21 protein-coding genes and 1 pseudogene are annotated in these 23,636 nt (G+C 39.0%); 9 read left to right on the plus strand and 13 right to left on the minus strand.

Features of this window, described 5'->3' with window-relative positions; all coding sequences use genetic code 11:
* Positions 1-291 precede the first annotated feature (291 nt).
* The 5 genes from parC to RFW85_RS13800 all read right to left on the minus strand — a co-directional run bounded on the left by parC (position 292) and on the right by RFW85_RS13800 (position 6,887).
* Complete coding sequence (parC, locus tag RFW85_RS13780) at positions 292-2,511, minus strand: DNA topoisomerase IV subunit A (protein WP_170249522.1); 2,220 nt, start codon at positions 2,509-2,511, stop codon at positions 292-294.
* A 151-nt stretch (positions 2,512-2,662) separates the two neighbouring features.
* Positions 2,663-3,982 carry an MFS transporter gene (locus tag RFW85_RS13785; protein ID WP_032012521.1) on the minus strand — a complete coding sequence of 440 codons (1,320 nt, stop codon included), beginning with the start codon at positions 3,980-3,982 and terminating at the stop codon, positions 2,663-2,665.
* A gap of 82 nt (positions 3,983-4,064) precedes the next feature.
* On the minus strand, positions 4,065-4,709 hold the full coding sequence (locus tag RFW85_RS13790) for a trimeric intracellular cation channel family protein (RefSeq protein ID WP_016144082.1): 645 nt from the start codon (positions 4,707-4,709) through the stop codon (positions 4,065-4,067).
* A 45-nt stretch (positions 4,710-4,754) separates the two neighbouring features.
* Positions 4,755-5,222, minus strand: coding sequence for a YchJ family protein (locus tag RFW85_RS13795; RefSeq protein ID WP_170249523.1), 468 nt, complete (start codon positions 5,220-5,222; stop codon positions 4,755-4,757).
* A gap of 72 nt (positions 5,223-5,294) precedes the next feature.
* On the minus strand, positions 5,295-6,887 hold the full coding sequence (locus tag RFW85_RS13800; protein ID WP_170249524.1) for a TerC family protein: 1,593 nt from the start codon (positions 6,885-6,887) through the stop codon (positions 5,295-5,297).
* Positions 6,888-7,213: 326 nt separating this feature from the next.
* On the opposite strand from RFW85_RS13800, the gene RFW85_RS13805 reads away from it, so the two are divergent.
* Positions 7,214-7,837: a TIGR00730 family Rossman fold protein gene (locus RFW85_RS13805; protein ID WP_216076590.1), complete on the plus strand. Its 624-nt coding sequence runs from the start codon at positions 7,214-7,216 to the stop codon at positions 7,835-7,837.
* 61 nt (positions 7,838-7,898) lie between these two features.
* Here the strand turns inward: RFW85_RS13805 and RFW85_RS13810 are convergent, their stop codons facing one another.
* A complete protein-coding gene (locus tag RFW85_RS13810; RefSeq protein WP_170249525.1) occupies positions 7,899-9,704 on the minus strand; it encodes a choice-of-anchor I family protein in 1,806 nt (601 codons plus the stop codon).
* Between the two features lie 163 nt (positions 9,705-9,867).
* On the opposite strand from RFW85_RS13810, the gene mdtD reads away from it, so the two are divergent.
* From mdtD to dinB, 3 genes are all read left to right on the plus strand, one after another.
* Positions 9,868-11,259 carry a multidrug transporter subunit MdtD gene (mdtD, locus tag RFW85_RS13815; RefSeq protein ID WP_032070649.1) on the plus strand — a complete coding sequence of 464 codons (1,392 nt, stop codon included), beginning with the start codon at positions 9,868-9,870 and terminating at the stop codon, positions 11,257-11,259.
* 76 nt (positions 11,260-11,335) lie between these two features.
* Positions 11,336-12,094: a GH25 family lysozyme gene (locus RFW85_RS13820; RefSeq protein WP_170249526.1), complete on the plus strand. Its 759-nt coding sequence runs from the start codon at positions 11,336-11,338 to the stop codon at positions 12,092-12,094.
* Position 12,095: 1 nt separating this feature from the next.
* Positions 12,096-13,151 (plus strand): DNA polymerase IV, encoded by a 1,056-nt coding sequence (gene dinB, locus RFW85_RS13825; protein WP_133482118.1) that lies wholly within the window; start codon positions 12,096-12,098, stop codon positions 13,149-13,151.
* 4 nt (positions 13,152-13,155) lie between these two features.
* Here the strand turns inward: dinB and RFW85_RS13830 are convergent.
* Positions 13,156-13,272 (minus strand): annotated as a pseudogene (locus RFW85_RS13830) (hypothetical protein).
* Between the two features lie 192 nt (positions 13,273-13,464).
* Here RFW85_RS13830 and RFW85_RS13835 point away from each other — a divergent pair.
* Entirely contained in the window at positions 13,465-13,818 is a 354-nt protein-coding gene (locus tag RFW85_RS13835) for a RidA family protein (protein ID WP_170249527.1), read from the plus strand.
* A gap of 154 nt (positions 13,819-13,972) precedes the next feature.
* Here RFW85_RS13835 and RFW85_RS13840 read toward each other — a convergent pair whose 3' ends face one another.
* From RFW85_RS13840 to RFW85_RS13855, 4 genes are all read right to left on the minus strand, one after another.
* Positions 13,973-14,473, minus strand: a complete 501-nt coding sequence (locus RFW85_RS13840) for a DUF2726 domain-containing protein (RefSeq protein WP_170249528.1) — start codon at positions 14,471-14,473, stop codon at positions 13,973-13,975.
* Positions 14,474-14,787: 314 nt separating this feature from the next.
* Positions 14,788-17,166: a YgiQ family radical SAM protein gene (locus tag RFW85_RS13845; RefSeq protein ID WP_057077470.1), complete on the minus strand. Its 2,379-nt coding sequence runs from the start codon at positions 17,164-17,166 to the stop codon at positions 14,788-14,790.
* A gap of 212 nt (positions 17,167-17,378) precedes the next feature.
* The gene (locus RFW85_RS13850) at positions 17,379-18,638 is read right to left on the minus strand and encodes an esterase-like activity of phytase family protein (RefSeq protein ID WP_170249529.1); all 1,260 of its coding nucleotides are present in this window, start codon (positions 18,636-18,638) and stop codon (positions 17,379-17,381) included.
* Positions 18,639-18,788: 150 nt separating this feature from the next.
* Positions 18,789-19,193: a helix-turn-helix domain-containing protein gene (locus tag RFW85_RS13855; RefSeq protein ID WP_170249530.1), complete on the minus strand. Its 405-nt coding sequence runs from the start codon at positions 19,191-19,193 to the stop codon at positions 18,789-18,791.
* Positions 19,194-19,274: 81 nt separating this feature from the next.
* On the opposite strand from RFW85_RS13855, the gene RFW85_RS13860 reads away from it, so the two are divergent.
* The 4 genes from RFW85_RS13860 (at position 19,275) to RFW85_RS13875 (ending at position 21,472) form a co-directional block, all read left to right on the plus strand.
* Positions 19,275-19,760, plus strand: a complete 486-nt coding sequence (locus RFW85_RS13860) for a DUF2938 domain-containing protein (protein WP_170249531.1) — start codon at positions 19,275-19,277, stop codon at positions 19,758-19,760.
* Between the two features lie 18 nt (positions 19,761-19,778).
* Positions 19,779-20,345, plus strand: coding sequence for a flavodoxin family protein (locus tag RFW85_RS13865; protein ID WP_130174268.1), 567 nt, complete (start codon positions 19,779-19,781; stop codon positions 20,343-20,345).
* 4 nt (positions 20,346-20,349) lie between these two features.
* Positions 20,350-20,583: a DUF2798 domain-containing protein gene (locus tag RFW85_RS13870; RefSeq protein WP_086398721.1), complete on the plus strand. Its 234-nt coding sequence runs from the start codon at positions 20,350-20,352 to the stop codon at positions 20,581-20,583.
* A 307-nt stretch (positions 20,584-20,890) separates the two neighbouring features.
* Positions 20,891-21,472, plus strand: coding sequence for a lytic transglycosylase domain-containing protein (locus RFW85_RS13875; RefSeq protein ID WP_171545310.1), 582 nt, complete (start codon positions 20,891-20,893; stop codon positions 21,470-21,472).
* Between the two features lie 55 nt (positions 21,473-21,527).
* Here the strand turns inward: RFW85_RS13875 and cysK are convergent, their stop codons facing one another.
* Together cysK and RFW85_RS13885 are read right to left on the minus strand one after the other, a co-directional pair.
* Positions 21,528-22,526 (minus strand): cysteine synthase A, encoded by a 999-nt coding sequence (cysK, locus tag RFW85_RS13880; RefSeq protein WP_170249532.1) that lies wholly within the window; start codon positions 22,524-22,526, stop codon positions 21,528-21,530.
* A 199-nt stretch (positions 22,527-22,725) separates the two neighbouring features.
* Complete coding sequence (locus tag RFW85_RS13885) at positions 22,726-23,451, minus strand: AAA family ATPase (protein WP_170249533.1); 726 nt, start codon at positions 23,449-23,451, stop codon at positions 22,726-22,728.
* Between the last annotated feature and the right edge of the window lie 185 nt (positions 23,452-23,636).

Genomic DNA, 23,636 nt, shown 5'->3' on the forward strand with positions numbered 1-23,636 from the left:
ATTATCTCCGATTCGTAATCCTTAGTAATAACTGTTATTCAATGCCCCAGCTATTCTTTAGCTTCTTGGTGCCAGAACATATTTAAAACTTATTGGCACATTCATGACACTTTCGAACAAGATTATGAGACAGAAGTTTTGACAATTTGACCCTGTCAAATTTTTTATATGGAGTACAAATTACGTACTCCAAATTGCTGTCCTTTTAATCGTTATTCAATACCAACAAGTTCAGTTCATTGCTTGAACATGTTGCCATATATAGCGTATTTATGTTGCCCGACGCTAGCTTTATCTCTGAATCAACAGTTTATTTGCTTTTTGATATCCACGTGGTAAGAGGTGTCCTTTTGAAGCACGTTTACCCATGTATTTTTGTAGATCATCACCTTTTAGTTTTAGATGTTGTTGACCTGCAACCACCTGAATTATTTCATCTAAGTTCAGGGTTGTCATGGATAAAATCTGCTCTTTTGCTTCAAGTTGTATCAACTTATTACCTTTACCCTTATTTAAATTTGGTAGTTCTGCCAAATCAATAATTAAGAGTCGACCTGCTGAGCTGAGCACAGCTAAATGTGTCATGTTTTGGGCAGATACTAACGGCAAAGCTTTTGATTTTTCAGGAACCGACAAGAATGTCTTTCCTGCTTTGGCATTAGTATCTAGCTGTTTGGTTTGAGTTTTGAATCCATAACCTGATGAGCTAGCAGCAATAAGTTCTGACTCTTCATCATCTAAATAGACCTGAATAAACGCGACTCCACTTGCAGGAGCAAGTTTCGAACTTAATGGCTCGCCTAAACCTCTTGCTGATGGCAGACTGCTAATAGGCAAGGCGTAACTACGCCCTGTCTCATCAAGGAAATAAATTCGTTGATTGGTTTTACCCACCGCATGACTTAAATATTGGTCGCCAGCACGATAGTTTAAATTCTCTGCATCAACATCTGCACCTTTTGCGGCACGAATCCATCCAGCTTCAGATAAAACCACCGTTACTGCTTCAGCTGGCATTAAATCTTGTTCTTTAATCTGAACAGCTTCAGCACGCGCTACGATTGGAGAACGGCGCTCGTCACCAAACTTTTTCGCATCTTCCTTTAATTCACCAATGATCAGATTTTTTAAAGATTCTGGATTTTCGAGTTGTTCACGAATAATCGCTGCTTTTGCTGAGAGTTCATCCTGCTCTTGACGGATTTCCATCTCTTCAAGTTTTGCTAAATGACGTAACTTGAGTTCTAAAATTGCTTCTGCTTGTATCTCATCAATTTTGAAATGATCCATCAATACAGGTTTAGGCTGATCTTCTTCACGAATAATACGAATAACCGTATCAATATCGAGATAAGCAATTAAAAGACCTGCCAAAATATGCAAGCGTTTTTCAATTCGGTTTAAATGATATTCTAAACGGCGAGTTACCGTTTTTTTACGTATCTCAATCCACTCAAGTAAGATACGACGAATCGACTTAACCTGAGGACGACCATCCTCACCAATCATGTTTAAATTAACACGATAACTCGATTCTAAATCCGTAGTTGCAAATAGGTGGCTCATCACTGCTTCAGCATCAATACGATTAGAACGAAGTACAATCACTAATCGCGTTGGGTTGGCATGATCTGACTCATCACGCACATCCACTACTAGAGGCAGCTTTTTAGCCTGCATTTGATCGGCAATTTGAGTAATTACCTTCGAGCCCGATACTTGATACGGTAATTCCGTAATCACGATTTCATTTTTTTCAATAGTGTAAACCGCTCGCATGCGGTAACTACCACGACCCGTAGTCTGGATTTTGAGTAATTCTTCAGGCGGAGTAATAATTTCAGCTTTGGTTGGTAAATCCGGTGCTGGAATATATTCAGCCAATTTCTCATCTGATGTTTGCGGATTACGAATTAAGGCAATTGTTCCTTTAATCACTTCACGTAAATTATGTGGCGGAATATCAGTCGCCATACCAACCGCAATACCGGTTGTACCATTTAGTAGAATGTTGGGAACTCGTGCCGGCAAGGTAATTGGTTCTTTTAAAGAACCATCAAAGTTATCTTGCCATTCACTCGTGCCTTGTCCTAACTCACTTAGTAATAACTCACTGTAGGCAGAAAGTTTTGCCTCGGTATAACGCATCGCAGCAAACGATTTAGGGTCATCTGGTGAACCCCAGTTCCCTTGACCTTCAATTAGAGGATAGCGATAACTAAATGGCTGAGCCATCAATACCATGGCTTCATAACATGCCGAATCACCATGCGGATGGTATTTACCAAGTACGTCACCCACAGTACGAGCCGATTTTTTTGGCTTACCACTGCTTTTTAAGCCTAACTCGCTCATGGCGTAGACAATACGGCGCTGTACAGGCTTTAAGCCATCACTGATATGTGGCAATGCACGATCCATGATGACGTACATGGCATAGTTCAGGTAAGCCTGTTCAGTAAATTCGGCTACAGAGCGGTTTTCTGTCGCTTGATGCGCAAGGCTGGTCATAGTCAGCTTATCTTCCAAATCAGTCGTTATTTTAAGTGAGTCTTATGCTAAGTGGGCTATGTTACAGACACAAGAGGGACTCTGTCACCTGAGCGTCAAATTATGTCTCATCTCTCTATATTTTTAGTTACTTGCTATAAAGTTAGGCAAACTAAAGGCCTATCGACTCTAGTCTTTTACCTTGGGTTTCTTCACCTAATATTAAAATTACAGCTGCAACCAAAAGTAAAACAATAGTAAACATCATAAAAACATGGCTAAACCCATTCTTGGAAACCATCATATGAGTGACGACTATCGGTGCTAAAATTCCACCTAAACGCCCCATTGCCGATGCCCATCCCGACCCAAAAGCCCGAATGTTGGCAGGATATTGCTCTGGTGTATAGGTATATAACACGCCCCATGCACCCAAATTAAAGAATGACATGAGACAGCCCCAAAACATAATGCTATTTACACTATCGGCTTGTCCAAAGAAATATGCAGACAAGGCACAAAAACCGATAAACGCAGCGAGCGTAATTTTTCTACCTAAACGCTCTACAAACCATGCTGCTGCTAAGTAACCCGGTAGCTGAGCCAAAATCATAAGCAATACATATTCAAATGATTTGACAATATCATAGCCCTGTTTCACTAATAAACTTGGTAGCCATGTAAAGATGCCATAGTAGGAATACACAATTCCAAACCAGATCAGCCAAAGCATTAAGCTTCTACGAGCAAATTGACCACTCCAAAGTTGTTTAAAAGAGACTTTTTGTCGCATGGCTACAGGCACGACTTCAATGTGGTGAACAATTTGAACGCCTGCTTGAGCTTCTAATTTTTGAACTAAGACGTGTGCTTCTTCAACACGTCCACGGTTAATCAGGTAAGGTATCGATTCAGGGAGTTTTTTCCAAATTACTAAAATATAAATCAGTGGGAGGCCACCCATAAGAAAGGCAATATGCCAACCAAATTTAGGAATAATAAAATAAGAAATGAGTGCAGCAACTAACCAACCCAAACCCCAAAAACTTTCGAGCAGTACGATAAAACGACCACGTACATGCGCAGGGATATATTCACTCACCAATGTCACTGCAACGGGTAACTGTCCACCAAGTCCAAGACCAACAATAAAACGAAAAATTAATAACCACGTTAAGTCTGGAGCAAAAGCACATAAGGCAGTCGCAATGCTATAGATCGCCATGGTAACAGCAAATATTGTCTTACGGCCAAAGCGATCTGCTAAAGCCCCTGAGCAAACAGCTCCAATAGCCATTCCTACAAAACCAATACTCACAATCCAACCGCTTTCGGCTGGTGTTAATGCCCAGTCTTTAACAAGCGTTGTCATGATAAAAGCAATGATACCAGTGTCCATCGCATCAAACATCCAACCTAAACCAACCACCCACAGTAGTGTGTAGTGAAATTTGCCAATTGGAAGATTTTGTATACGTGAAACCAGATCCATAGGAAAAACTCTACTGGAAAAAATAAGTGAGCAAGACAATATATTTAATTGTTATATCATGCCCACATCGAATTCTGCATGATTAATGTTCGTCGGTAGAAGAAGCAGATTCCGCATCATCATCTTTATAAATAAATTTAGGCATTTCTAAGCCAAAATAGATTGCAATCAGACGTAAGGTAAAGCCAAAAACCAAGGTTGAAATGACAGTTAGCTCTAAACTTAATCCTAAATCCTGACAGACCCAGTAACAGATGACTGCCACAAAAGAGATACTCGCATAGAGTTCACGACGGAAAACGAATGGGACATCGTTACATAAAATATCACGTAAAATACCGCCAGATACTCCAGTCAACACCCCAGCTACTGCTGATACGACAAAACCATGTCCCATTTGTAGGGCGATCTGGCAACCAATAATTGTAAAACCAATCAAGCCTAAAGCATCAAGTACTAAAAAGATGTTATGTAAATGACGCATCCATTTGGCAATAATAATCGTGACAAATGCAGCACAGCAGGTCAGAACCAAATATTCCGGATGTTTTACCCAAGTTAAAGGATAGTGACCAAGCAATACATCGCGCACAGAACCACCACCCAAAGCAGTTACACAGGCAATCAGTACGACACCGAACCAGTCCATACTCCGTCGACCAGCAGATAATGCACCTGTCATGGCTTCCGCAGTAATCGCAATAATATAAATAACGGTGAGTAACATCGCCCTTTCCCTCAGGCCAAACAGTGGGCGTATTTTAAGATAAACTTACAGAAATTGTGCACAGCATTGCTTAAATTTTTTTCCTGAACCACATATACAAGGTTGTTTCATCGTGACCTTCATATCAACCGTTGGGTCGAGGAAAAACCATTTTTGCTGGTGATAAACAAAATGTGAAACCTCATGATGAATTTGGTTTTTTTGTCCATCATGATAATGAGCCTTGAACTCAACCTGTGCATGCGTTTTATCTAATTTTTCGTTGGCGTTAACCCCCTCTAAACCCAACCACTGATTTTGTTTGCTCCACTCTGAGATAGCATCTTTATCAAGTGTTGTTTGCTGACCTAAAGCAGTCGTTTGCACAATATAATCAATTTGCTGTAATGCGAAAGCGCTATAACGTGAACGCATAAGCTGCTCTGCCGTTAGTGCTTTGGCTGTGCCTAAATGTAAAGGCTCACAACACTGTGTATAGCTGCCTTTTCCACATGGACAAGTTTGTTCGGTCATTTGGTGTGTCTCAAATAAAAAAATAGCTCAGAGTTGAGCTATTTTATGATGTTTCTAGACTTAAAAGATCATTTAATCTTTTGATTCATCTTGTTCGATAGAAACAATATGAACTTTCTCAATTTTATGACCTTCCATGGTAATCACTTCAAAGCGATAACCATCCGCCTCAACAGCTTCACCATTTTCTGGTAAACGGCCTAAATGGAATAACAAGTAGCCGGACAAAGTTGAATACTGTTCACTTTCGTCAACGAGATCACGACCTAATAAAAGAGATACGTGACGAATGTCAGTTGAACCTTCAAGCATTAATGAACCATCTGCCAAGCTTTCAGCAGCAGCGTCTAATTCATCTTCATCAGGGAATTCACCAGCAATTGCTTCTAAAATATCAATTGGTGTTGCGATACCTTCGATGGAACCATATTCATTTAATACGATCGCCATTTGTAAAGGTGCTTGACGCAATTGCTCCATCACCATAAGCACTTGAGCATTTTCATGCACAATCACAGGTTCACGTAGATGCTTTTGGAAATCAATTACACCTGTTTCAATAAAGTTATTTAAAACTTTATGTGTTAATGCGATACCCTCAATATTATCAAGCTCACCACGAGCAATGATTAAACGTGAATGTGTCATCGACATTAAACGTTCTTTTAAAACTTCAGGCTCATCGTCTAAGTCAATCCACTCAAGTTCAGGGCGTGGAGTCATAACAGACTTTACAGGACGCTCTGATAAACCAAGTACACCTTGTACCAGCACACTGTGATAAGCGCCATTTTCTTCGTCAAAAACCTCATCAGCAAAAGCTTGTGTCGCTAGTACATCTTCTTTATCAGCAGATTGAGTATCTGAACTAGAACCACTGCTTTTACTTCCTAACATACGTAAAACCGCAGAGGCAGTACGATAACGCAAGTCTGTGGTTGTAACTAGCTTTTCCTGATTGCGGCGCATGCTCTGATTGATTATTTCTACCAAAATAGAGAAACCAATTGCAGCATATAAGTAGCCCTTCGGAATATGGAAACCAAAACCTTCCACGACCAAAGAGAAACCAATCATCATTAAAAAGCCAAGACATAGAATGACAACTGTTGGATGCTTATTGACAAAGTCCATAAGTGGTCTTGATGCCCACAGCATGATACCCACAGCAACAATCATTGCCAGCATCATCACACTTTTGTCTTTGACCATACCCACTGCGGTAATCACACTGTCTAATGAAAATACAGCATCAAGCACAACAATCTGGACAATGACCATCCAGAATGCAGCATGAACTGGATTATCTTCTTTTTGCAGTTGTTTGCCTTCCATACGCTCATGCAATTCCATGGTGCCTTTAAAAAGCAAGAACACACCACCGAACAACAAGATCAAATCACGACCAGAAAATGGATGATCAAAAATATGGAAGAGTGGCTCAGTCAGTGTCACAACCCAAGCAATAGCAGCTAAAAGGACTAAACGCATTCCCAAAGCGAGTACCAAACCAATTACTCGCGCCTTAGCTCGCTGCTCTGGCGGCAACTTTTCAGCCAAAATAGCAATAAAAACGAGGTTATCGATCCCCAGTACAATTTCAAGAATGATTAAAGTAGCTAAGCCCACCCACGCAGAGGGATCAGACATCCATTCAAATATCATTGATCCTGCTCCTGTGCTAATAGGGCTTTATCTTTATTGGGCAGCACAATAGGCGCGCCTACACAAAGGGGGGGAAATGTTTTTTTAAGACAAGAAATTAAAACGGAGCGACTACAACCACTACCCATATTTGTTCATATGTTGTTAAACGAATTTTTAGTATAGGCAAGATTTAACATAAATTCATCATTTTTATTTGTTCATGACTAGCATTCACCAAACCCATACAAAACATGACTCTTTCTTATAAATCTGCTTATAAAGTTGTCATATCTTTTGCTTAGTGTAGACAAGAAATATGAACGTGATAAGGTGAAAATAAAGCAATGAATAGCGTATTAACAATGGCAGTAAATGATTCACCAATAACAGCTGTAAAAACAAAACAACCTCTTATTGCATTATATTGTGGTTCACGTGCAGGAAATAATCCAATTTACCGAGAAAAAGCAATTGAGCTTGCTCATGGAATTGCTGACCAAGGTTTTGGTTTAGTCTACGGCGGTGCCAGTATCGGCTTAATGGGACAAGTCGCAGATAGCGTTCTCGCAAACGGCGGAGAAGCTGTCGGTGTGATCCCTGAATTTATGCTTGATTATGAAGTCGCACATGCGGGTCTAACTGAATTACATGTGGTCGAAACTATGCACGAACGTAAGGCCATGATGGCAGAACGCGCAAGTGCATTTATTGCTTTACCGGGGGGGTTAGGAACATTTGAAGAAATATTGGAAATAGCCACTTGGGGCCAACTCAACCAACACCAAAAACCCATGATTTTATATAACGTAAATAGCTTTTATAATGCATTAATTGCCCAATTAGACCATGCAGTTCAAGAAGGTTTCCTTCCCCTTCAACACCGAGCTAAATTAATTGTATGTCAAGATGTCAATCAAATTTACAACGTAATTAAAAACTTAAAAATGCCAAAAAGATTTGTTGTGTAATTTACTAAAGAATAAAAAGAGCCTCATAGGCTCTTTTTATTTGTAGGTTGTTTTGATCTATTTATTTTAAATTAATTTGATAAATTGCCGTGCTGCCACTGACTTCATTACCTACTACTAATAACGGCTGACCATTTGGCGAATTTTTTGCAGAAATAAAAATTAAACCCTCTGGACCTAAGTCACCTTGTTTTGCCATATCAGTTTCTTTGAAATTTCGAGTCGTAAAATATTCAACAAACTGCGGCTTCTGCGGATTAGTAATATCGTAGACCATGATACCACTTACTCGCTCTAATCCAATAAAGGCATATGTTTTCTTGCCAATAGTTCCAACAGTAACACCTTCAGGTTCTGGCCCCTTACCTGTACTACGGCTATCAAAGGTCACCTCTTCATGATCACTGTTAAAATAATCAGGGAACAACTCAGCAATTTTACGTTCAAATTCACTACCAGAGTCCCAAACTAACTGCCCTTTAGTATCCCAGATACTAAATGAGCGTCCACCATACGCATAAAGCTTATCATAGGTTAAATAACCATCAGCATCTAATTTAGGTGAACCGTCATTATTGGTTTGGTAGCCTTTGGTCCAAGTGACCTTTAAACGGCCTAACTGATTATCTTCACGACATCCAGCGGCATCGGTTAGAGTTGCACCACAATAGCCAAAAATGGTTGGATTCAAACGTGCACCTTTTACGCCTGCTGCAATTTTTTGTAGATGTGCAGGATAATCTCCGTCTGTATTAAATCCTTTTTTCTTGAATAAATCTTTTACACGAATTTCTTCAGCAAAATCTTTGGTAATATCCCCGACAAAATAGGCATCTTCATCTGACAGCCATTCACGGGCATCACCCTCATTGGCAGTTACCAGATAAGTCTGGCCATTAGCCGTATAATGCGCAATTGAATCTGGTTGATACATGCCTACCAGACCTGACCATGGCTGAATATTGATTTTACCAGTTGGGTTACCCTTACTATCTTGTGGGCCATCGCGATCACTCACATCTAATGCATTTGCCGCAATGCTATAATCCTTATAACCCAGTGGATAAAGCTCAATCACTTTTTGTTGAGTTAAATCGATTTGTGCCAATGCATTATTTTCTTGTAATGTGACCCAAGCAGTTTTGTTATCATCCGAAACCGTAATATATTCAGGTTCTAAGTCTTGTGCGACAGTCGCATTTGGACCAAAAATACGGATACCCTTTTCTAACAATGCTGCCTTTTGATTATTCCATGTTTTAAAATCGGCAATAACTGCTTTTGGCTGCTGAATATTACTCACATCAATAATACTCACTGAACCTTCAGGATCGATAGAATAATCATCATTAGGCTCAGCTTCATTTGCGACCAAAACTTTCTGACCATCTGGCGTAAAAGTTAACATATCCGGCAGAGCACCAACTTCAACTTTACTCATAAAGCTAAGATCACTGGCTCTAAAAAATACAACAATCCCTGGATCAGTTTTGACTTTTGCTTGTACAGCTAAAGCCACAATCCCATTATGTACTGAAACACTATTTACCTCTGAATCGGCTAAATATAGGCGAGCAGATAATTCTTTAATATGGACTGGTTTCTCAGGTTTAGAAGCATCTAAAACATCAACCAATCCTTTTTGTGCATTTACTACAAATAGGCGTTTACTTTGTGGATCATAAGCAGGTATTTCCGCTGCACTTTGAGCAAAAACACCTGTTTCATATCGCCCCAATAAACTTAACTGAATATTATTTGGAGTTATTTCTGTTTCTGATTGGCTTACGGTATCGTCACTATCATTACAAGCGCTTATCCCCACTGATAAAATTGCAACGAGTAGTGCAGTAAACTTAAATTTCATTTTAATATCCATAGTTTATTTTAAATTGATTAATTTATAAGCACACCATTTAATTCTGATGACATTTCCATGTGGATTACACCCTAATAGGCTTCTTATTAGTTTCGCTTCTTTTAAATTCAATTTGTTTTACACTAGACCAAAAGGTTAATTTTCAAATGTTATGAATGCCACGCCAACACACCAAGCTTTGCAACCTGAATATCGACTACTCGTTCTTTTGGTTTCTATTGGCTTTTTTATGCAGGCCTTGGACACAACCATTGTAAATACTGCTATTCCTGCGATGGCTCATCATCTAAATGAAGATCCTTTACGCATGCATAGTGTAGTGGTGGCCTATGTATTATCGGTTGCTGCCTGCATTCCTCTAAGTGGATGGTTAGCAGACCGCTTTGGTGTTAGAAATATTTTCTTGTCGGCAATCGTAATCTTTACTCTGGCTTCTTTAGGTTGTGGTCTTTCTCAGAGTCTCAATGAGCTCTTATTTTTCCGAGTCATCCAAGGCATAGGCGGCGCCTTACTACTTCCTGTTGGCCGATTATCACTTTTAAAAATTATTCCTCGAACTCAGTTCTTAGCTGCAATGAGCTTAATGAGCCTTGCAGGTTTACTCGGGCCTTTGGCTGGTCCAACTTTGGGCGGATGGTTGGTTGAAGTTGCAACTTGGCACTGGATTTTTCTCATCAATATTCCTATGGGCATACTTGGCATATTAATGACATTGAAAGTCATGCCAAATGTAAAGGAACCCTCAGTCAAAACATTTGATTTGGGTGGCTTCATCTTGTTAGTTGTAGCCATGATCGGATGGTCTTTAGGGATCGAACATCTAGCCTCACCTGAATATTCAAAATGGTTTAGCATTTCATTATTAGTCGTCGGAATAATCGCAACGCTTTGGTATGCCTATCATTCACATACTCATCAAAATGCATTATTTCGTAGCCGACTCTTTAGAAACAAAATTTATGCGATTGGTATTTTAGGTAATTTCTTTGCTCGCTTTGGTGGGAATGCCTTACCTTTTGTTTTACCACTCATGCTACAGGTCGCTTTTGGTTTTGAACCCTTTATTGCAGGTTTAATGATGATTCCATTGGTCTTGGGCTCATTATTTTCAAAGCCAATTGTCAGACCTATTATTCAAAAAATTGGCTACCGACGTTTTTTACTTATTAACACAACATTAGTTGGGCTATGTATTGCCTCTTTTGCAATCATGACCGTCGATACTCCAACCTGGTTTAGAGCCTTGCACTTTTTCTTATTTGGCACATTAAATTCACTGCAATTTGTTGGCATGAATACATTAACCTTGAAAGACTTGCCTCAACAAGATGCGAGTAGCGGTAATAGTTTCTTGTCGATGATCATGATGCTATCAATGAGTATTGGTGTAGCACTGGCAGGTACCCTCATTAATATTTTTACTAATTATTATGGTGCAGATCACGTGACAACAGCGTTTCATGTCACTCTCATTTGTCTCGGTTGTATCAATGTCATTACTGCATTTATTTTCTGGCAAATTCCAAAGGATACGTCTGTATAAGCAGTTGCATTTTTAGCATAGTTTCTCGCTCGCGAATCACGCTATGATGTCGACTTCAAATTTTAACGAGTTTTGAATGAGCAAACTGGCTAAAACTTTTTTCACATCACGGCACAATACCCTAATCGGAATTGGCTTAGCTTGTGTTATGGGAGTCTTAGCTTATTTTGGTCTGTTCTATCAACAAAAAGCCGTTGCGCAGGATTATCCGGTGCAAGGGTTCGATGTTTCTCATCATCAAGGTGATGTTAACTGGAAAAAAATATCACCGGAAAAATTCCAATTCGTCTATTTAAAAGCGACTGAAGGCGGCGATTACAAAGATTCAAAATTTCAGGAAAATTGGCTCAAGGCACGCGAACATGGGTTTCATGTAGGTGCTTATCACTTTTATCGTCTATGCCGTGATGGTAAAACGCAAGCTGATAACTTTATTGAGACTGTACCCAACAAAGCCGATGCCCTTCCTCCTGTTATCGATCTAGAATATGACGGTAACTGTATTAATGCACACACCAAAGAACAATTACTTAAAGAAATAGGCATCATGCATGATCGCTTAAAACAGCATTATGGCAAACAACCTATCTTTTATATTTCCAAAACTTTTTACCACATTGTATTAATAGGAAGTTTCCCTAATACACCGCTTTGGGTCAGAGATTACGAAGGAAAACCTGAGCTGAAAGACAAAAGAAAATGGCTCTTTTGGCAGCATAGTAATCAGGGTAAAATTGAAGGCATGACAAAGCCAGTAGACTTAAATGTTTATGAGGGTTCAGTCAAAGAATGGCATCAATTTTTACAGCAGCAAGGCATCGTGAAAGCACAATAATATGCGCAAAATCATTCATATCGATATGGATGCCTTTTATGCATCGGTCGAATTGCGAGAGCGTCCTGATCTAAAGCATCTCCCCGTCGTTATTTCTTCGCATCATCCGCGAGCTGTGATTGCTGCTGCCTCCTACCCTGCCCGTGAATTTGGTTTACGTTCTGCCATGTCGATGAGTCAGGCAAGAAAACTATGCCCTCAAGTTGTCATTATTGAACCAAATTTTGAAAAATACCGTACGGTCTCCGCTCAAATTCACTCGATCTTTCAGCAATATACGCTACTTATTGAGCCTTTATCTTTAGATGAAGCTTATTTAGATGTCACTGAAAACCTAAAACAGATTGCGAGTGCAACCGAAGTTGCCATGCATATTCGGGAAGATATTTTTAGATTAACCGGATTGACCGCGTCGGCAGGTGTGGCACCAAATAAGTTTTTGGCAAAAATTGCTTCGGATTGGAACAAACCTAATGGCTTATGTGTAATCAAACCTTCGCAAGTTGCTACTTTTATTCAAGACCTTCCACTTAAAAAGATTCCTGGTGTGGGTAAAGTCACTCAGGAGAAATTACAACAGCTTCAGTTACATACCTTAGGTGATTTACAGAAAGTTGAAGAAGCTGTTTTAGTTCACCACTTTGGTAAATATGGACAACAACTCTATCTATATGCTCAGGGCATTGACCATAGACCTGTTCAAGCTGAAAGAGCTCGACAACAAATTTCGAAAGAGACAACTTTTGACAGTGATTTTACTTTGGCTCAATGCCAGCCCTATTGGCAGGGATTAGCCGAAAAAGTATGGCAAACACTAGAGAGAAAACAGCTCAATGCACGTGGTGTAAATATCAAACTTAAGCTCAAGAATTTTCAGACTTTACAACATAGTAAAAGCTTTAAAAGGCCTATCCAGTCACTACAAGACTTAATTCAAGTTTTATTTTTATTATTAAATGAAATGCAGATTCCCGAACATTTCCAGTTTCGCCTGATTGGTATAGGCGTTTATCAATTACAGACGCAAGCAGACGACTTCCAGCTTAACCTTTGGTAATTGACTACTTTTCACCCAAAAGAGCAAACTTTAAACAAAATAGACTCCCTTTTACTGAAACTTTAGAGTAACCTAATCAACGCATATTCATTACCCATGTATTTGCAACATGCCAAAGCAACCTTTACTTTCGGCATATCGTCCTGTGATTGGCGTGACGACCAAATCCGAATATTGCAGGGCTCTTCTGATACATGGCTTAGATATCCTTTCATCACAATAATCTACTGAAATTCTTTTCGACTTGCTTGCACCGACCTAGCAACTCTTCATAAAATCAAAACTATTAAATAAAACCACATTAGAGCATTTTATGACGGTAAAGCGTTTACACGTTACTTCACGCTACTGCGAAGTTGCGACTTCAGGTAATTTGGTACACTTAGCTGGGCAACTCGCAGATGATACAAGCGTAGATGTTACAGGACAGACTCAACAAACTTTAGATAATATTGACCGCCTATTGGCAGAAGCTGGAACAGATAAAACCCATATCCTTTCTGTCATGATTTTTTTAAAAGATATTGAAAAAGATTATGCAGCAATGAATGCGGTTTGGGATGCATGGATTAGCGAAGGGAACCCACCAGCACGTACATGTGTAGAATCCAAACTCTATGCGCCAGACGTGCTTGTAGAAATGACGGTTGTTGCGGTCCTTCCATAATTTTCATTGATTTTAATCAATAAAAAACTGAGCAATATTGATTAGGATAGTGCTCAGTTTTTTTATGTTTTTAGAAGTTTTAATTTCAGCATTTTATTCAAATCTTCTTTAATGAGTCCTAAAATTAAATTGCTATGACATCTAGGCATAGCGTCTAAGACTTCACAAAAGCGTTTGACATTCTTTCTAGCTGCGGTGTCGCATGTAAAGTTGCCAGCTCTGATTCTGGACTCAATAAATCTCTTCTTAAGTCATGATAATCAGGCACAGCGCTATAATGCAACACACGATAGCCAGCCAGTTGTAATAAACGACGTTCATATTGTTGATGCGCTCGGCGTAAACCGTTTTCCCCCAGAACAACGACTACAACCACCTGATAATTTTGATCAAGTACAACAAAATCAGCTGCCATATTTTGATATTTTCGACGTGTATGCGCATATTTTGTAGTTAATAATGCATCAAAGGATACATGTGCCAACACGGTAAATTTAGGTAAAACTGTTTGTAGTCTGGTTAATGTCATTTGCTCATGACTAGTTAACACTGCACGGCGCTTTAAAGCACTATCATGTTGATGCCTTCGTGACAGACTTTTCACTGCCATAACAACAACCAGAAATAGTAATAAGATCGTGATTAAATAATACATGGGCCTAATCCTTTAAGTTTTTTATAATGATTTTGCTAGATCACACTTTGTTTTAATTGATAACGACACAGCCGTTTTTTAAAAGGTTCACTTAGTAATTTCACTTGTAGTTATCAAGCTTGGCTTAAATTTAGCCACCCTCACATTATTTATAATCATAGAGTCAACAACAATCAAGTGCAGCTCGTCAGATTTTGGCTATTTCTCATTATTCGTTACGTTTTTTGTACTTTAAATCCTCAAAAATCTCACTATACGATTTAAATAGAGTCATGAAAAACAAAAAAGGCTCTGTTTAAGAGCCTTTTTTATCATTATCCACGTGCTTTTGACTTTGGTTTACTTTTCCCACCAAACGGTCTTTTTTCTCCTGTTTCACGAGGAGGCAAACCATTATGTTGCGTTAGAACCTGTCCTTTTTGTGGACGCTTCTGATTCGAATGATTATTCGTTTGCTGGTTATTTCGTTTAACCGAATCACCTGCTGTAGACGAATTTTTCTTACGAGCAGACTTATATTCCCCTTCTGTGCCTTTTGGCTGATAAGTCGGAATTAAATGCTGCTTCGAATTACCAATTAAATCTGCACGCCCCATCTCTTTTAAGGCCTCACGAAGTAATGGCCAGTTGTTTGGATCATGATAACGCAAGAAAGCTTTATGCAGACGACGGCGTTTTTCACCTTTTACAATATCAACTTTTTCAGTATAGCGAGCTACTTTAGCAAGCGGGTTTTTACCCGAATAATACATGGTTGTTGCAGTTGCCATTGGCGATGGATAGAAAGTCTGTACCTGATCGGCACGGAAACCATTCTTTTTCAACCAAATTGCAAGGTGCATCATGTCATAATCTGAAGTACCCGGATGCGCAGCAATAAAGTAAGGAATTAAATATTGCTCTTTTCCTGCTTCTTTACTGAAACGGTCAAACATTTGTTTGAAACGATCATACGTACCAATACCCGGTTTCATCATCTTAGATAACGGGCCTTGTTCGGTATGTTCAGGAGCAATTTTTAAATAACCACCAACGTGATGTTGTACTAACTCTTTCACATATTCAGGGTTTAGTACCGCAAGGTCATAACGTAAGCCTGAACCAATCAGAATCTTCTTCACACCTTTAATAGCGCGCGCTTTACGATAAAGCTGCACTAAAGGCGCGTGATCGGTATGTAAGTTTTGACAAACACCCGGATAAACACAAGAAGGTTTACGGCAGTTCTTCTCAATTTCTGGATCTTTACAGTGCAAACGGTACATGTTTGCTGTTGGACCACCTAAGTCTGAAATAATGCCGGTAAAGTTTGGTGCTGTATCACGGATTTTTTCAATCTCACGTAAAATCGAATCTTCCGAACGGTTTTGGATAATACGACCTTCATGTTCTGTAATCGAACAGAACGTACAGCCGCCAAAACAGCCACGCATAATGTTGACCGAGAATTTGATCATATCAAATGCAGGGAAACGAGCATCACCATAAGTAGGATGTGGCAAACGTGCATAAGGTAAATCAAACACATAATCCATTTCCTCAGTGGTTAGAGGAATTGGAGGAGGGTTAATCCACACATCTCGTTCACCATGGCGCTGCACCAACGCACGGGCATTACCGGGGTTGGTTTCAAGGTGCAAAATACGGTTTGCATGTGCATAAAGCACTTGATCATTTGCCACTTCTTCAAAGGAAGGTAAGCGAATAACCGCCAACTCTCGTGGTGGTAATTTGTGTTTAATTGCTTTTGACGGTGCTGGCTTTAATTGAACGATTTGAGTGTCATCATCAAGTTTGTCACCTTCACGCACAATCGGATTTGCAACAATCTCTTTTTGGAAATTTTGATACTGAGCTAAAGAGTTACCCTTTTCTTTCTCAACCTCACAGCCGTCAATATCTTCTGTCATGACATATGGGTTAATAATTGGATCAACACGCCCAACCGTATCTACATCATTACTCGCAACTTCAACAAACTTTGCTTTTGATGCCTTGTTATGTTTATTAATAATAAATGCCGTACCACGAACATCAGTAATCTCGTGGATTTTTTCACCTTTAGCCAAACGATGCATCACATCAATAATGGCACGCTCACCATTACCATACATGAGCAAATCGGCTTTTGAGTCCATCAAAATCGAACGACGGACTTTATCTGACCAATAATCGTAGTGGGCAATACGGCGTAAACTGCCTTCAATACCCCCCAATAACACAGGTACATCAGGGAAAGCTTCTCGACAACGCTGGCAATATACCGTTGCTGCACGGTCAGGACGTTTGTTCGGCTCATTGTTTGGAGAGTAAGCATCATCTGAACGAATTTTACGATCTGCCGTATAACGGTTGATCATCGAATCCATATTACCTGCTGTCACACCCCAAGCAATGGTAGGCTTACCTAAAACGCGGAAGCTTTCAACATTGGTCCAGTCTGGCTGTGCAATAATTCCGACACGAAAACCTTGTGCCTCAAGCACACGTCCAATCACACCCGATACAAATGATGGATGGTCAATATAAGCATCACCACAGACTAAAATAAAGTCACAAGCATCCCAGCCGAGTTGGTCCATTTCTTCTCGTGACATCGGCAAAAATGGTGCGGGTTCAAAACACGACGCCCAATATTTGTCGTAATCAAACAACGCTTTTGGCGCAGTTTGCATGGTGTAGGCAGTAGACATGGCTTGCGAATCTCGGCTAGCAGATGAAGGAGAGACATCTAAAGATGAAAGCCGATCATTTTAACATGAATTTCATTCATTTTCCCTGTTTATAAAACATGCGAAAACAACAATATAGAAATTAATTTGATTAAAGTTTACTCAATATTTTATTCTTAGATTAAATACGGCGGAATAAAATCCGCCGCAGTTTTAGTTTTTATTTATAGAGCTTAGAACAAAGCTTTTGGCAAACGAATTTGAATAATCTCGTTATCGTCAGCTAGTTTTGCGTTACGTCCTGTAGAACCAGGGAAATTATTATCATTGAAAACCGTCAGCGTTGTGCCATTTTCAATAATCACATCTTCAATGGTTTCAAATGGGAAAGCAAAAACCTGTCCCGTACCAATATCACCTGCTCTAGCTGTGCCATACAGCATATTCGGGTTAGCAATTTTAATTAAATCGACTAAGTCTTCACGGCTTACTAGCTGGCCTGACTCATTCAATTTAATACGAATTAATTTTTTATAGCCGCCTAAATTATTCTGCGTTGCATCACGTTCAATAATAATGCCTTCCTTATCATTAAAGAGTTGGAAGTCACCAATATTGGTTGCCTTACTGTCTAACTGGAACCAATAATATTTTCCTGTATACGCTTTTTTCTTCACATCAAATTGAGAAATCAATAATTGTCTTTCTGTTTCTCGAATTGACTTAATTGGCTTTTCTATAAGTGGGTAAAGATACTGTCCATCTGGTGAAATTGCCATTCCTTCAAAACCACCACTTTGCTGAACTAGAGGTTCTACAAAATTAATTTGCGCTTTATTAAATTGATTTTGTGGTGAACGTAATTCTTGAGTCGGATTTAACGGATTTGGCAGAGCAATCGGCGCATCTAATAACACGCCATCTGCTGAAAAATGAAGTAAATAAGGTCCAAACTCATCTCCAATCCAGTAGGTCCCGTCACTAGTACGCTGCATCGACTCTGGGTCAAAATCAGCACCCGTTAATAAACGCTCAGCTGTATCACCATTCACGATATTAAATGGAATTAATTTGTTCGGATCACGCAGCTGAATAAAGCTTTGTACAGTAACTTGGCTCGTGCCTTTAGTTTTAGTTTTGAAATCAGGCTTTATTTTATAAATACGAAGTAAAAAGTCTGATGAATTATCTTGAGTGCCAAAACCGTTATCGGCCATTGCCATATAACTGCCATCTTCATTTTTTAATGCAGCAGAAAAGCCTTGTACAGGTTGACCCTTAAATGGAGGATAAATTCCATTTGCACCTTTCACATATGCCCCAGAGTCTGGGCCAGCCGCATAAGTTTCTACAGGTAATTTGGCAAAAGAAATTAAGGTCGGTTCAGTAACTTTTTCATTAGGTGAATTTTGTTCTTGGTCGTTATCATCATTACATGCCGCCAATCCTAAACTGGCGCAGCATAATAATACTGCGAATGTTTTTTTGCTCATGGTTTTATACAGTTGGTAAAAAATTAAGCAAATTTAATCAAGCTTATATGAAGTTTTTACTTCAAAAAGATGAAATCTTTATGGCGAAAATATGACAAGACTAACTATTTAATACAATCTTAAAAATTCGACCTCTTCGCTGAGAACTGATTAAAGTTTTGTTGGCTGATATTCTCCAGCAATTGCTGCTTTTAAAAATTTTTGGAAAGTTGGACATTCCATATGATTTTCAGCAGGACATACAGCAGCATGTTCTAATCCTTGGCTGATAAAATGCAATCGTTTTGCCATTTGCTCTAATTGTTCAGCTTTATCTTTTAATTTTTGCCGATCAAGCTCAGGCTTACCATCTTGTCCAAACATTGTGGCGATCTCATTTAAAGAAAAACCCGCAGCACGACCTAAAGAGATTAATGCCAATTGATCAATGACCTGCTTGCCATATTGTCGACGTAAGCCTTGCCGCCCTATCGATTTAATTAATCCCTTCTCTTCATAAAAACGTAGTGTAGCCGTTGTGACTTTTGCCTTTTTAGAAACTTCACCAATATCCATAATAGCCTCTTGACTTCAAGTGAACTTGAATTTGCACAATAAATTTATCACGTTTCATACGTATAAAAGCAAGGTGTAAAAATGAATACCTCTATTTTGTTCTTTCAAGCTTTATGTCTTGGTATTGGTGCAACCGTCGTTATGGATATATGGCTATTAATATTAAAGATGTTCAAAATTCCGACCTTAAATTTTGCCTTCCTCGGCCGCTGGGTTGGTTGGATATTTCAAGGGAAACTCATCCATCAATCTATTGCAAAAAGCCCTCAACTTAAGGGCGAATATTTATTGGGTTGGATTGCTCACTATAGTGCTGGGATTATCTTTGCATTGAGTTTTCTTTTCATTATTGGTTCAACTTGGCTTAGCCATCCTCAGTTTTACTCAGCTCTAATGTTTGGTGTAGTCACCATTCTCATTCCATTTTTTATTATGCAACCTGCGATGGGTAGTGGCTTTGCTTCATCAAAAACACCTCATCCTTTTTTGAACTGTCTAAAAAGTTTAATAAACCATAGTGTTTTTGGCTATGGCTTATATCTCACTGCAAAACTATTTCAAATTTAAATAAAGAGGAGACTGCTCATGAAAACTGTTGCCATCATTTACCATAGCCGCCAAGGCCACACCCAATTTATTGCTCAGCAAATTCAAACTGGTATTTTGAGCCATCAAGATATTGAAGTAGATTTACTCAATACCGAAGATATTATCAACAGCCCAGAAATTCTTATCCAATATGAGGGCTTAATTTGGGGAACCCCCACTTATTTAGGTGGTGTATCCTCCAAGTTAAAACAACTCATGGATGCAACTGGTCCATTATGGAAAAAACAAAGTTTTAAAGGAAAATTAGCGGCTGGATTTACCGTTTCATCTCTTCCTGCTGGTGATAAACAATCCACGCTAATTTCCATTTTTACCTTTTGTATGCAACACGGTATGCTCTGGATTGGCAATCCAATTCTGCCAGAACAACATCAAGGTGTTGCCTATGCAAAAGCAGCTAACCGTCTCGGTTCATGGTCAGGCTTAATGGCTCAAGCTGAACATGGCAGTAATGCAGCTGGTTTTGATGAAGGAGATATTAAAACCGCTCAACAATTTGGAGAAAATTTTGCATTGACCTTAAGTGCTTATCAAGGAATATAAGGCCGTGAAAGCACAGAAACTTTTATTCCTCTTAATTTTATCGGGAATGATGTCTTTTATAGTTTCAGGTATTTCAACTTTCAAGGTTGTAGGGCTAAATCATCACTTCGTTTCATTATGGGTATCAGCTTGGATTATTGCATGGATATTAGCTTTCCCAAGTGTATTGATTTGTGCTCCTATAGCCCAGAAACTAGTCGACATCATATTTAAGAAAGTTGAAAAAGCACGTCTGTAAGTTAAAGCGTACAAAACTTGCGGTGATTTTCGGATATTCAGCTTTAGTATTTTTTCATAGTATATAAATCATAGAGAGACAGGATGTCTCATTGAAGAAGAATAAGAACGCAGGAAGCGGTAGTTGACAGGAGTTAGCTACATAAAGCTGAATACGAAGAAACCTCGACAGGATGTCGGGGTTTTTTCATTTCAATTATACAAAATTCTTACTTTCTAGATGTGCTGAGCAACAGAACTTATATTGATCTGATAAGTACGGCTGAATACCATCATTTCATTTAAAATTTGATTATTGGTTTTGTATTTTGCTTACCTCATCTTTAGCTCAAGATCATTTTGGACCATCACAATTACACCGCCTTAGCCTCAAATTTTTTATTATTGCATTGATGACAATAATGACAGGGTGTACAAGCTTAGGACCTAACAGTGGCTCATTTTCTTGGCGCTCTAATAAGCTCTCATCAGGCTTACAAAAAGCTTATTCTGTTCCAGCGAGCACAGCCAATCGGCTATCGCCAATGATTATTCAAAGTGCTGACCAATATAATGTCCCCCCTCTTTTACTCGCAGCAGTCATCAGGCAAGAGTCTAGTTACAATAGTAATGCTCGCTCTCCTACTGGTGCTGTCGGTTTAACTCAAATTATTCCGAGTTATTGGCAACAAACTTGTGCTGGGAATTTGTATGATGAACCTACTAATATCCAATGTGGGGCTTATATTTTGAATCACTATTATCAGTCAGCTGATAGTTGGTTCAAAGCAACAGCTTATTATAATGTGGGACCGACTGGATATGAGCGAAGCTTCTGGACCCGACACAAAGCAAAAAAATATGCTCGATCTGTGAAACGTCATCAGAAAACTTTAAAAAGTGCATTATAAATTAAGTTCGAATAAAAAAGCCCATCTATTAATGGGCTTTTTTATATAGTTAATTTTATTCGTCAAATAAACCTTCAAATAAAACAGAAGATAAATAACGTTCCCCACTGTCTGGCAGAATAACAACTATTGTTTTATCAGCATTTTCAGGACGTTCTGCAATTTTAGCAGCCGCAGCCAAAGCTGCTCCACTTGAAATACCCACTAAAATGCCTTCCTGCGTTGCACAATTTCTTGCCCACTGAATTGCTTCTTCACTAGTTATTGGTAGGACTTCATCAACAAGATCTAAATCAAGATTCTTTGGAATAAAGTTCGCACCAATTCCCTGAATTTTATGTGGTGCAGGTGTAATATTCTCACCATTTCTAGTTTGAGTAATAATTGGAGACTCAGCAGGTTCAACGGCTACAGAATACAAAGGTTTATTTTGAACTTGTTCGAAATAACGAGAAATACCAGTAATTGTGCCACCAGTACCTACACCCGCAACCAAAATATCGACTTGTCCACCTGTTGCTTGCCAAATTTCAGGACCAGTTGTATCTACATGGATTTGTGGATTGGCTGGATTTTCAAATTGCTGAGGTAGGAAATAAACATCTGGTTGTTCAGCTGCTAATCGCACAGCTTCATCAACTGCACCTTTCATCCCTTTCGCTGGTTCAGTTAAAACTAAATTGGCACCGAGTGCTTTTAACACTTTTCTACGCTCAAGACTCATGCTTGCAGGCATAGTTAAAGTAATTGGGTAACCCTTAGCCGCTGCAACGAAAGCCAACGCAATCCCCGTGTTACCACTGGTTGGTTCAATAATATGCATGCCTTCTTTTAACACACCACGCTTTTCTGCATCTGCAATAAGTGCAGCTCCAATACGGCATTTCACAGAAAAGGCAGGATTACGACTTTCTACTTTCGCTAATACAGTTGCACCAGTTTTAATTAAACGATTGATACGAACTAAAGGAGTATTACCAATAGCTTCTGCATTATTTGAATAAACTGCGATACCTAAATTATTGGGTATTGGGAATTGCTGATCGGTAGACATGTTATATCCTTATTAGATTTGGAATGATTCTGAATCATTATAGACTTGTGGAATTAGGAGAAAAGCAGTAAAGATAAAAATTATAAAAAATAAATATTTTTCAATATTTTAAGTATAAAAAATAAAAGTAAATGACCCTTTTAACTCAATGCATCATGACCAAAAAATAACGAGTAAACAAGCATTAATCTTCTACTCCTTATTGCTCATCCAGAATTTGCGCTAATCTCTTTTGGTAATTATTCAAAAAATCCTTTGTTACTCGGAAATGTTCAGTTTCTTCATAGCTCACCTGTTCAATTCCCGATTCCGAAAACTGGTAAATTTTTGCATTTGGGTACGCCAAAAGGATAGGGGAATGTGTTGCAATAATAAATTGGGATTGTGCCCGACATAAACGATCTAGGACTGATAGCGTTGTCATCAGCATGGTTGGCGATAAAGCGGCTTCCGGTTCATCCAAAAGATATAAACCTTGTCCTTTTAACTTCATGGTTAATAGCTTTAAAAACCCCTCCCCATGAGAACGCGTATGTATATCTCCACCGTAACCCGCCAGATAATCTATTTCTTTCATATAAGTTGCCACGTTATAAAAACTTTCGGCCCTTAAAAAATAATAGTCCTGAGGCTTTTTATAGCTTTTTATTGTGCGCAGAGATTGATACAAAACAGAACTAGTGGTAGCCGTATTCAGTTGAACATTGCGTGTCCCGCCTTCTTCCGAAAAGCCTAATGCCAGTGCCAACGCTTCGAGAATAGTGGACTTGCCTGAACCATTTTCCCCAACAAAAAATGTAACATCAGGATGAAATTCAATATTTTCCAAATCATTTACTGCTGGAATAACATAGGGATAACTGGCCCAGTCCAAGCCCTCTGGAGCTTTCAGCTTTATGGCTCTGATATAAGGTTTTTCTTCCATAATACTATTAGAAATCTATTTTCACTCTATAGCATAGTGAATTTTGAGTAGCAATAACATGCTTATACAGTTCTCAACGCCTTAATTTGACGCTTTTCTTATCCATAAAAACTCTACTTTGAAACAGTTGAGCCAAGAATAAGCTCTTAAAACATTTTTCTCATACAAAAAGCAACACCCCCATT

It is taken from the genome of Acinetobacter sp. 12966, assembly GCF_031196995.1.
In the GTDB taxonomy this organism is placed as follows: domain Bacteria; phylum Pseudomonadota; class Gammaproteobacteria; order Pseudomonadales; family Moraxellaceae; genus Acinetobacter; species Acinetobacter geminorum.

What these genes read in the sequence shown, in the direction of transcription:
- parC (WP_170249522.1), bottom strand. Translation starts at nt 2,511, where the DNA reads ATGACCAGCCTTGCGCATCAAGCGACAGAAAACCGCTCTGTAGCCGAA.
- RFW85_RS13785 (WP_032012521.1), bottom strand. Translation starts at nt 3,982, where the DNA reads ATGGATCTGGTTTCACGTATACAAAATCTTCCAATTGGCAAATTTCAC.
- RFW85_RS13790 (WP_016144082.1), bottom strand. Translation starts at nt 4,709, where the DNA reads ATGTTACTCACCGTTATTTATATTATTGCGATTACTGCGGAAGCCATG.
- RFW85_RS13795 (WP_170249523.1), bottom strand. Translation starts at nt 5,222, where the DNA reads ATGACCGAACAAACTTGTCCATGTGGAAAAGGCAGCTATACACAGTGT.
- RFW85_RS13800 (WP_170249524.1), bottom strand. Translation starts at nt 6,887, where the DNA reads ATGATATTTGAATGGATGTCTGATCCCTCTGCGTGGGTGGGCTTAGCT.
- RFW85_RS13805 (WP_216076590.1), top strand. Translation starts at nt 7,214, where the DNA reads ATGAATAGCGTATTAACAATGGCAGTAAATGATTCACCAATAACAGCT.
- RFW85_RS13810 (WP_170249525.1), bottom strand. Translation starts at nt 9,704, where the DNA reads ATGAAATTTAAGTTTACTGCACTACTCGTTGCAATTTTATCAGTGGGG.
- mdtD (WP_032070649.1), top strand. Translation starts at nt 9,868, where the DNA reads ATGAATGCCACGCCAACACACCAAGCTTTGCAACCTGAATATCGACTA.
- RFW85_RS13820 (WP_170249526.1), top strand. Translation starts at nt 11,336, where the DNA reads ATGAGCAAACTGGCTAAAACTTTTTTCACATCACGGCACAATACCCTA.
- dinB (WP_133482118.1), top strand. Translation starts at nt 12,096, where the DNA reads ATGCGCAAAATCATTCATATCGATATGGATGCCTTTTATGCATCGGTC.
- RFW85_RS13835 (WP_170249527.1), top strand. Translation starts at nt 13,465, where the DNA reads ATGACGGTAAAGCGTTTACACGTTACTTCACGCTACTGCGAAGTTGCG.
- RFW85_RS13840 (WP_170249528.1), bottom strand. Translation starts at nt 14,473, where the DNA reads ATGTATTATTTAATCACGATCTTATTACTATTTCTGGTTGTTGTTATG.
- RFW85_RS13845 (WP_057077470.1), bottom strand. Translation starts at nt 17,166, where the DNA reads ATGTCTACTGCCTACACCATGCAAACTGCGCCAAAAGCGTTGTTTGAT.
- RFW85_RS13850 (WP_170249529.1), bottom strand. Translation starts at nt 18,638, where the DNA reads ATGAGCAAAAAAACATTCGCAGTATTATTATGCTGCGCCAGTTTAGGA.
- RFW85_RS13855 (WP_170249530.1), bottom strand. Translation starts at nt 19,193, where the DNA reads ATGGATATTGGTGAAGTTTCTAAAAAGGCAAAAGTCACAACGGCTACA.
- RFW85_RS13860 (WP_170249531.1), top strand. Translation starts at nt 19,275, where the DNA reads ATGAATACCTCTATTTTGTTCTTTCAAGCTTTATGTCTTGGTATTGGT.
- RFW85_RS13865 (WP_130174268.1), top strand. Translation starts at nt 19,779, where the DNA reads ATGAAAACTGTTGCCATCATTTACCATAGCCGCCAAGGCCACACCCAA.
- cysK (WP_170249532.1), bottom strand. Translation starts at nt 22,526, where the DNA reads ATGTCTACCGATCAGCAATTCCCAATACCCAATAATTTAGGTATCGCA.
- RFW85_RS13885 (WP_170249533.1), bottom strand. Translation starts at nt 23,451, where the DNA reads ATGGAAGAAAAACCTTATATCAGAGCCATAAAGCTGAAAGCTCCAGAG.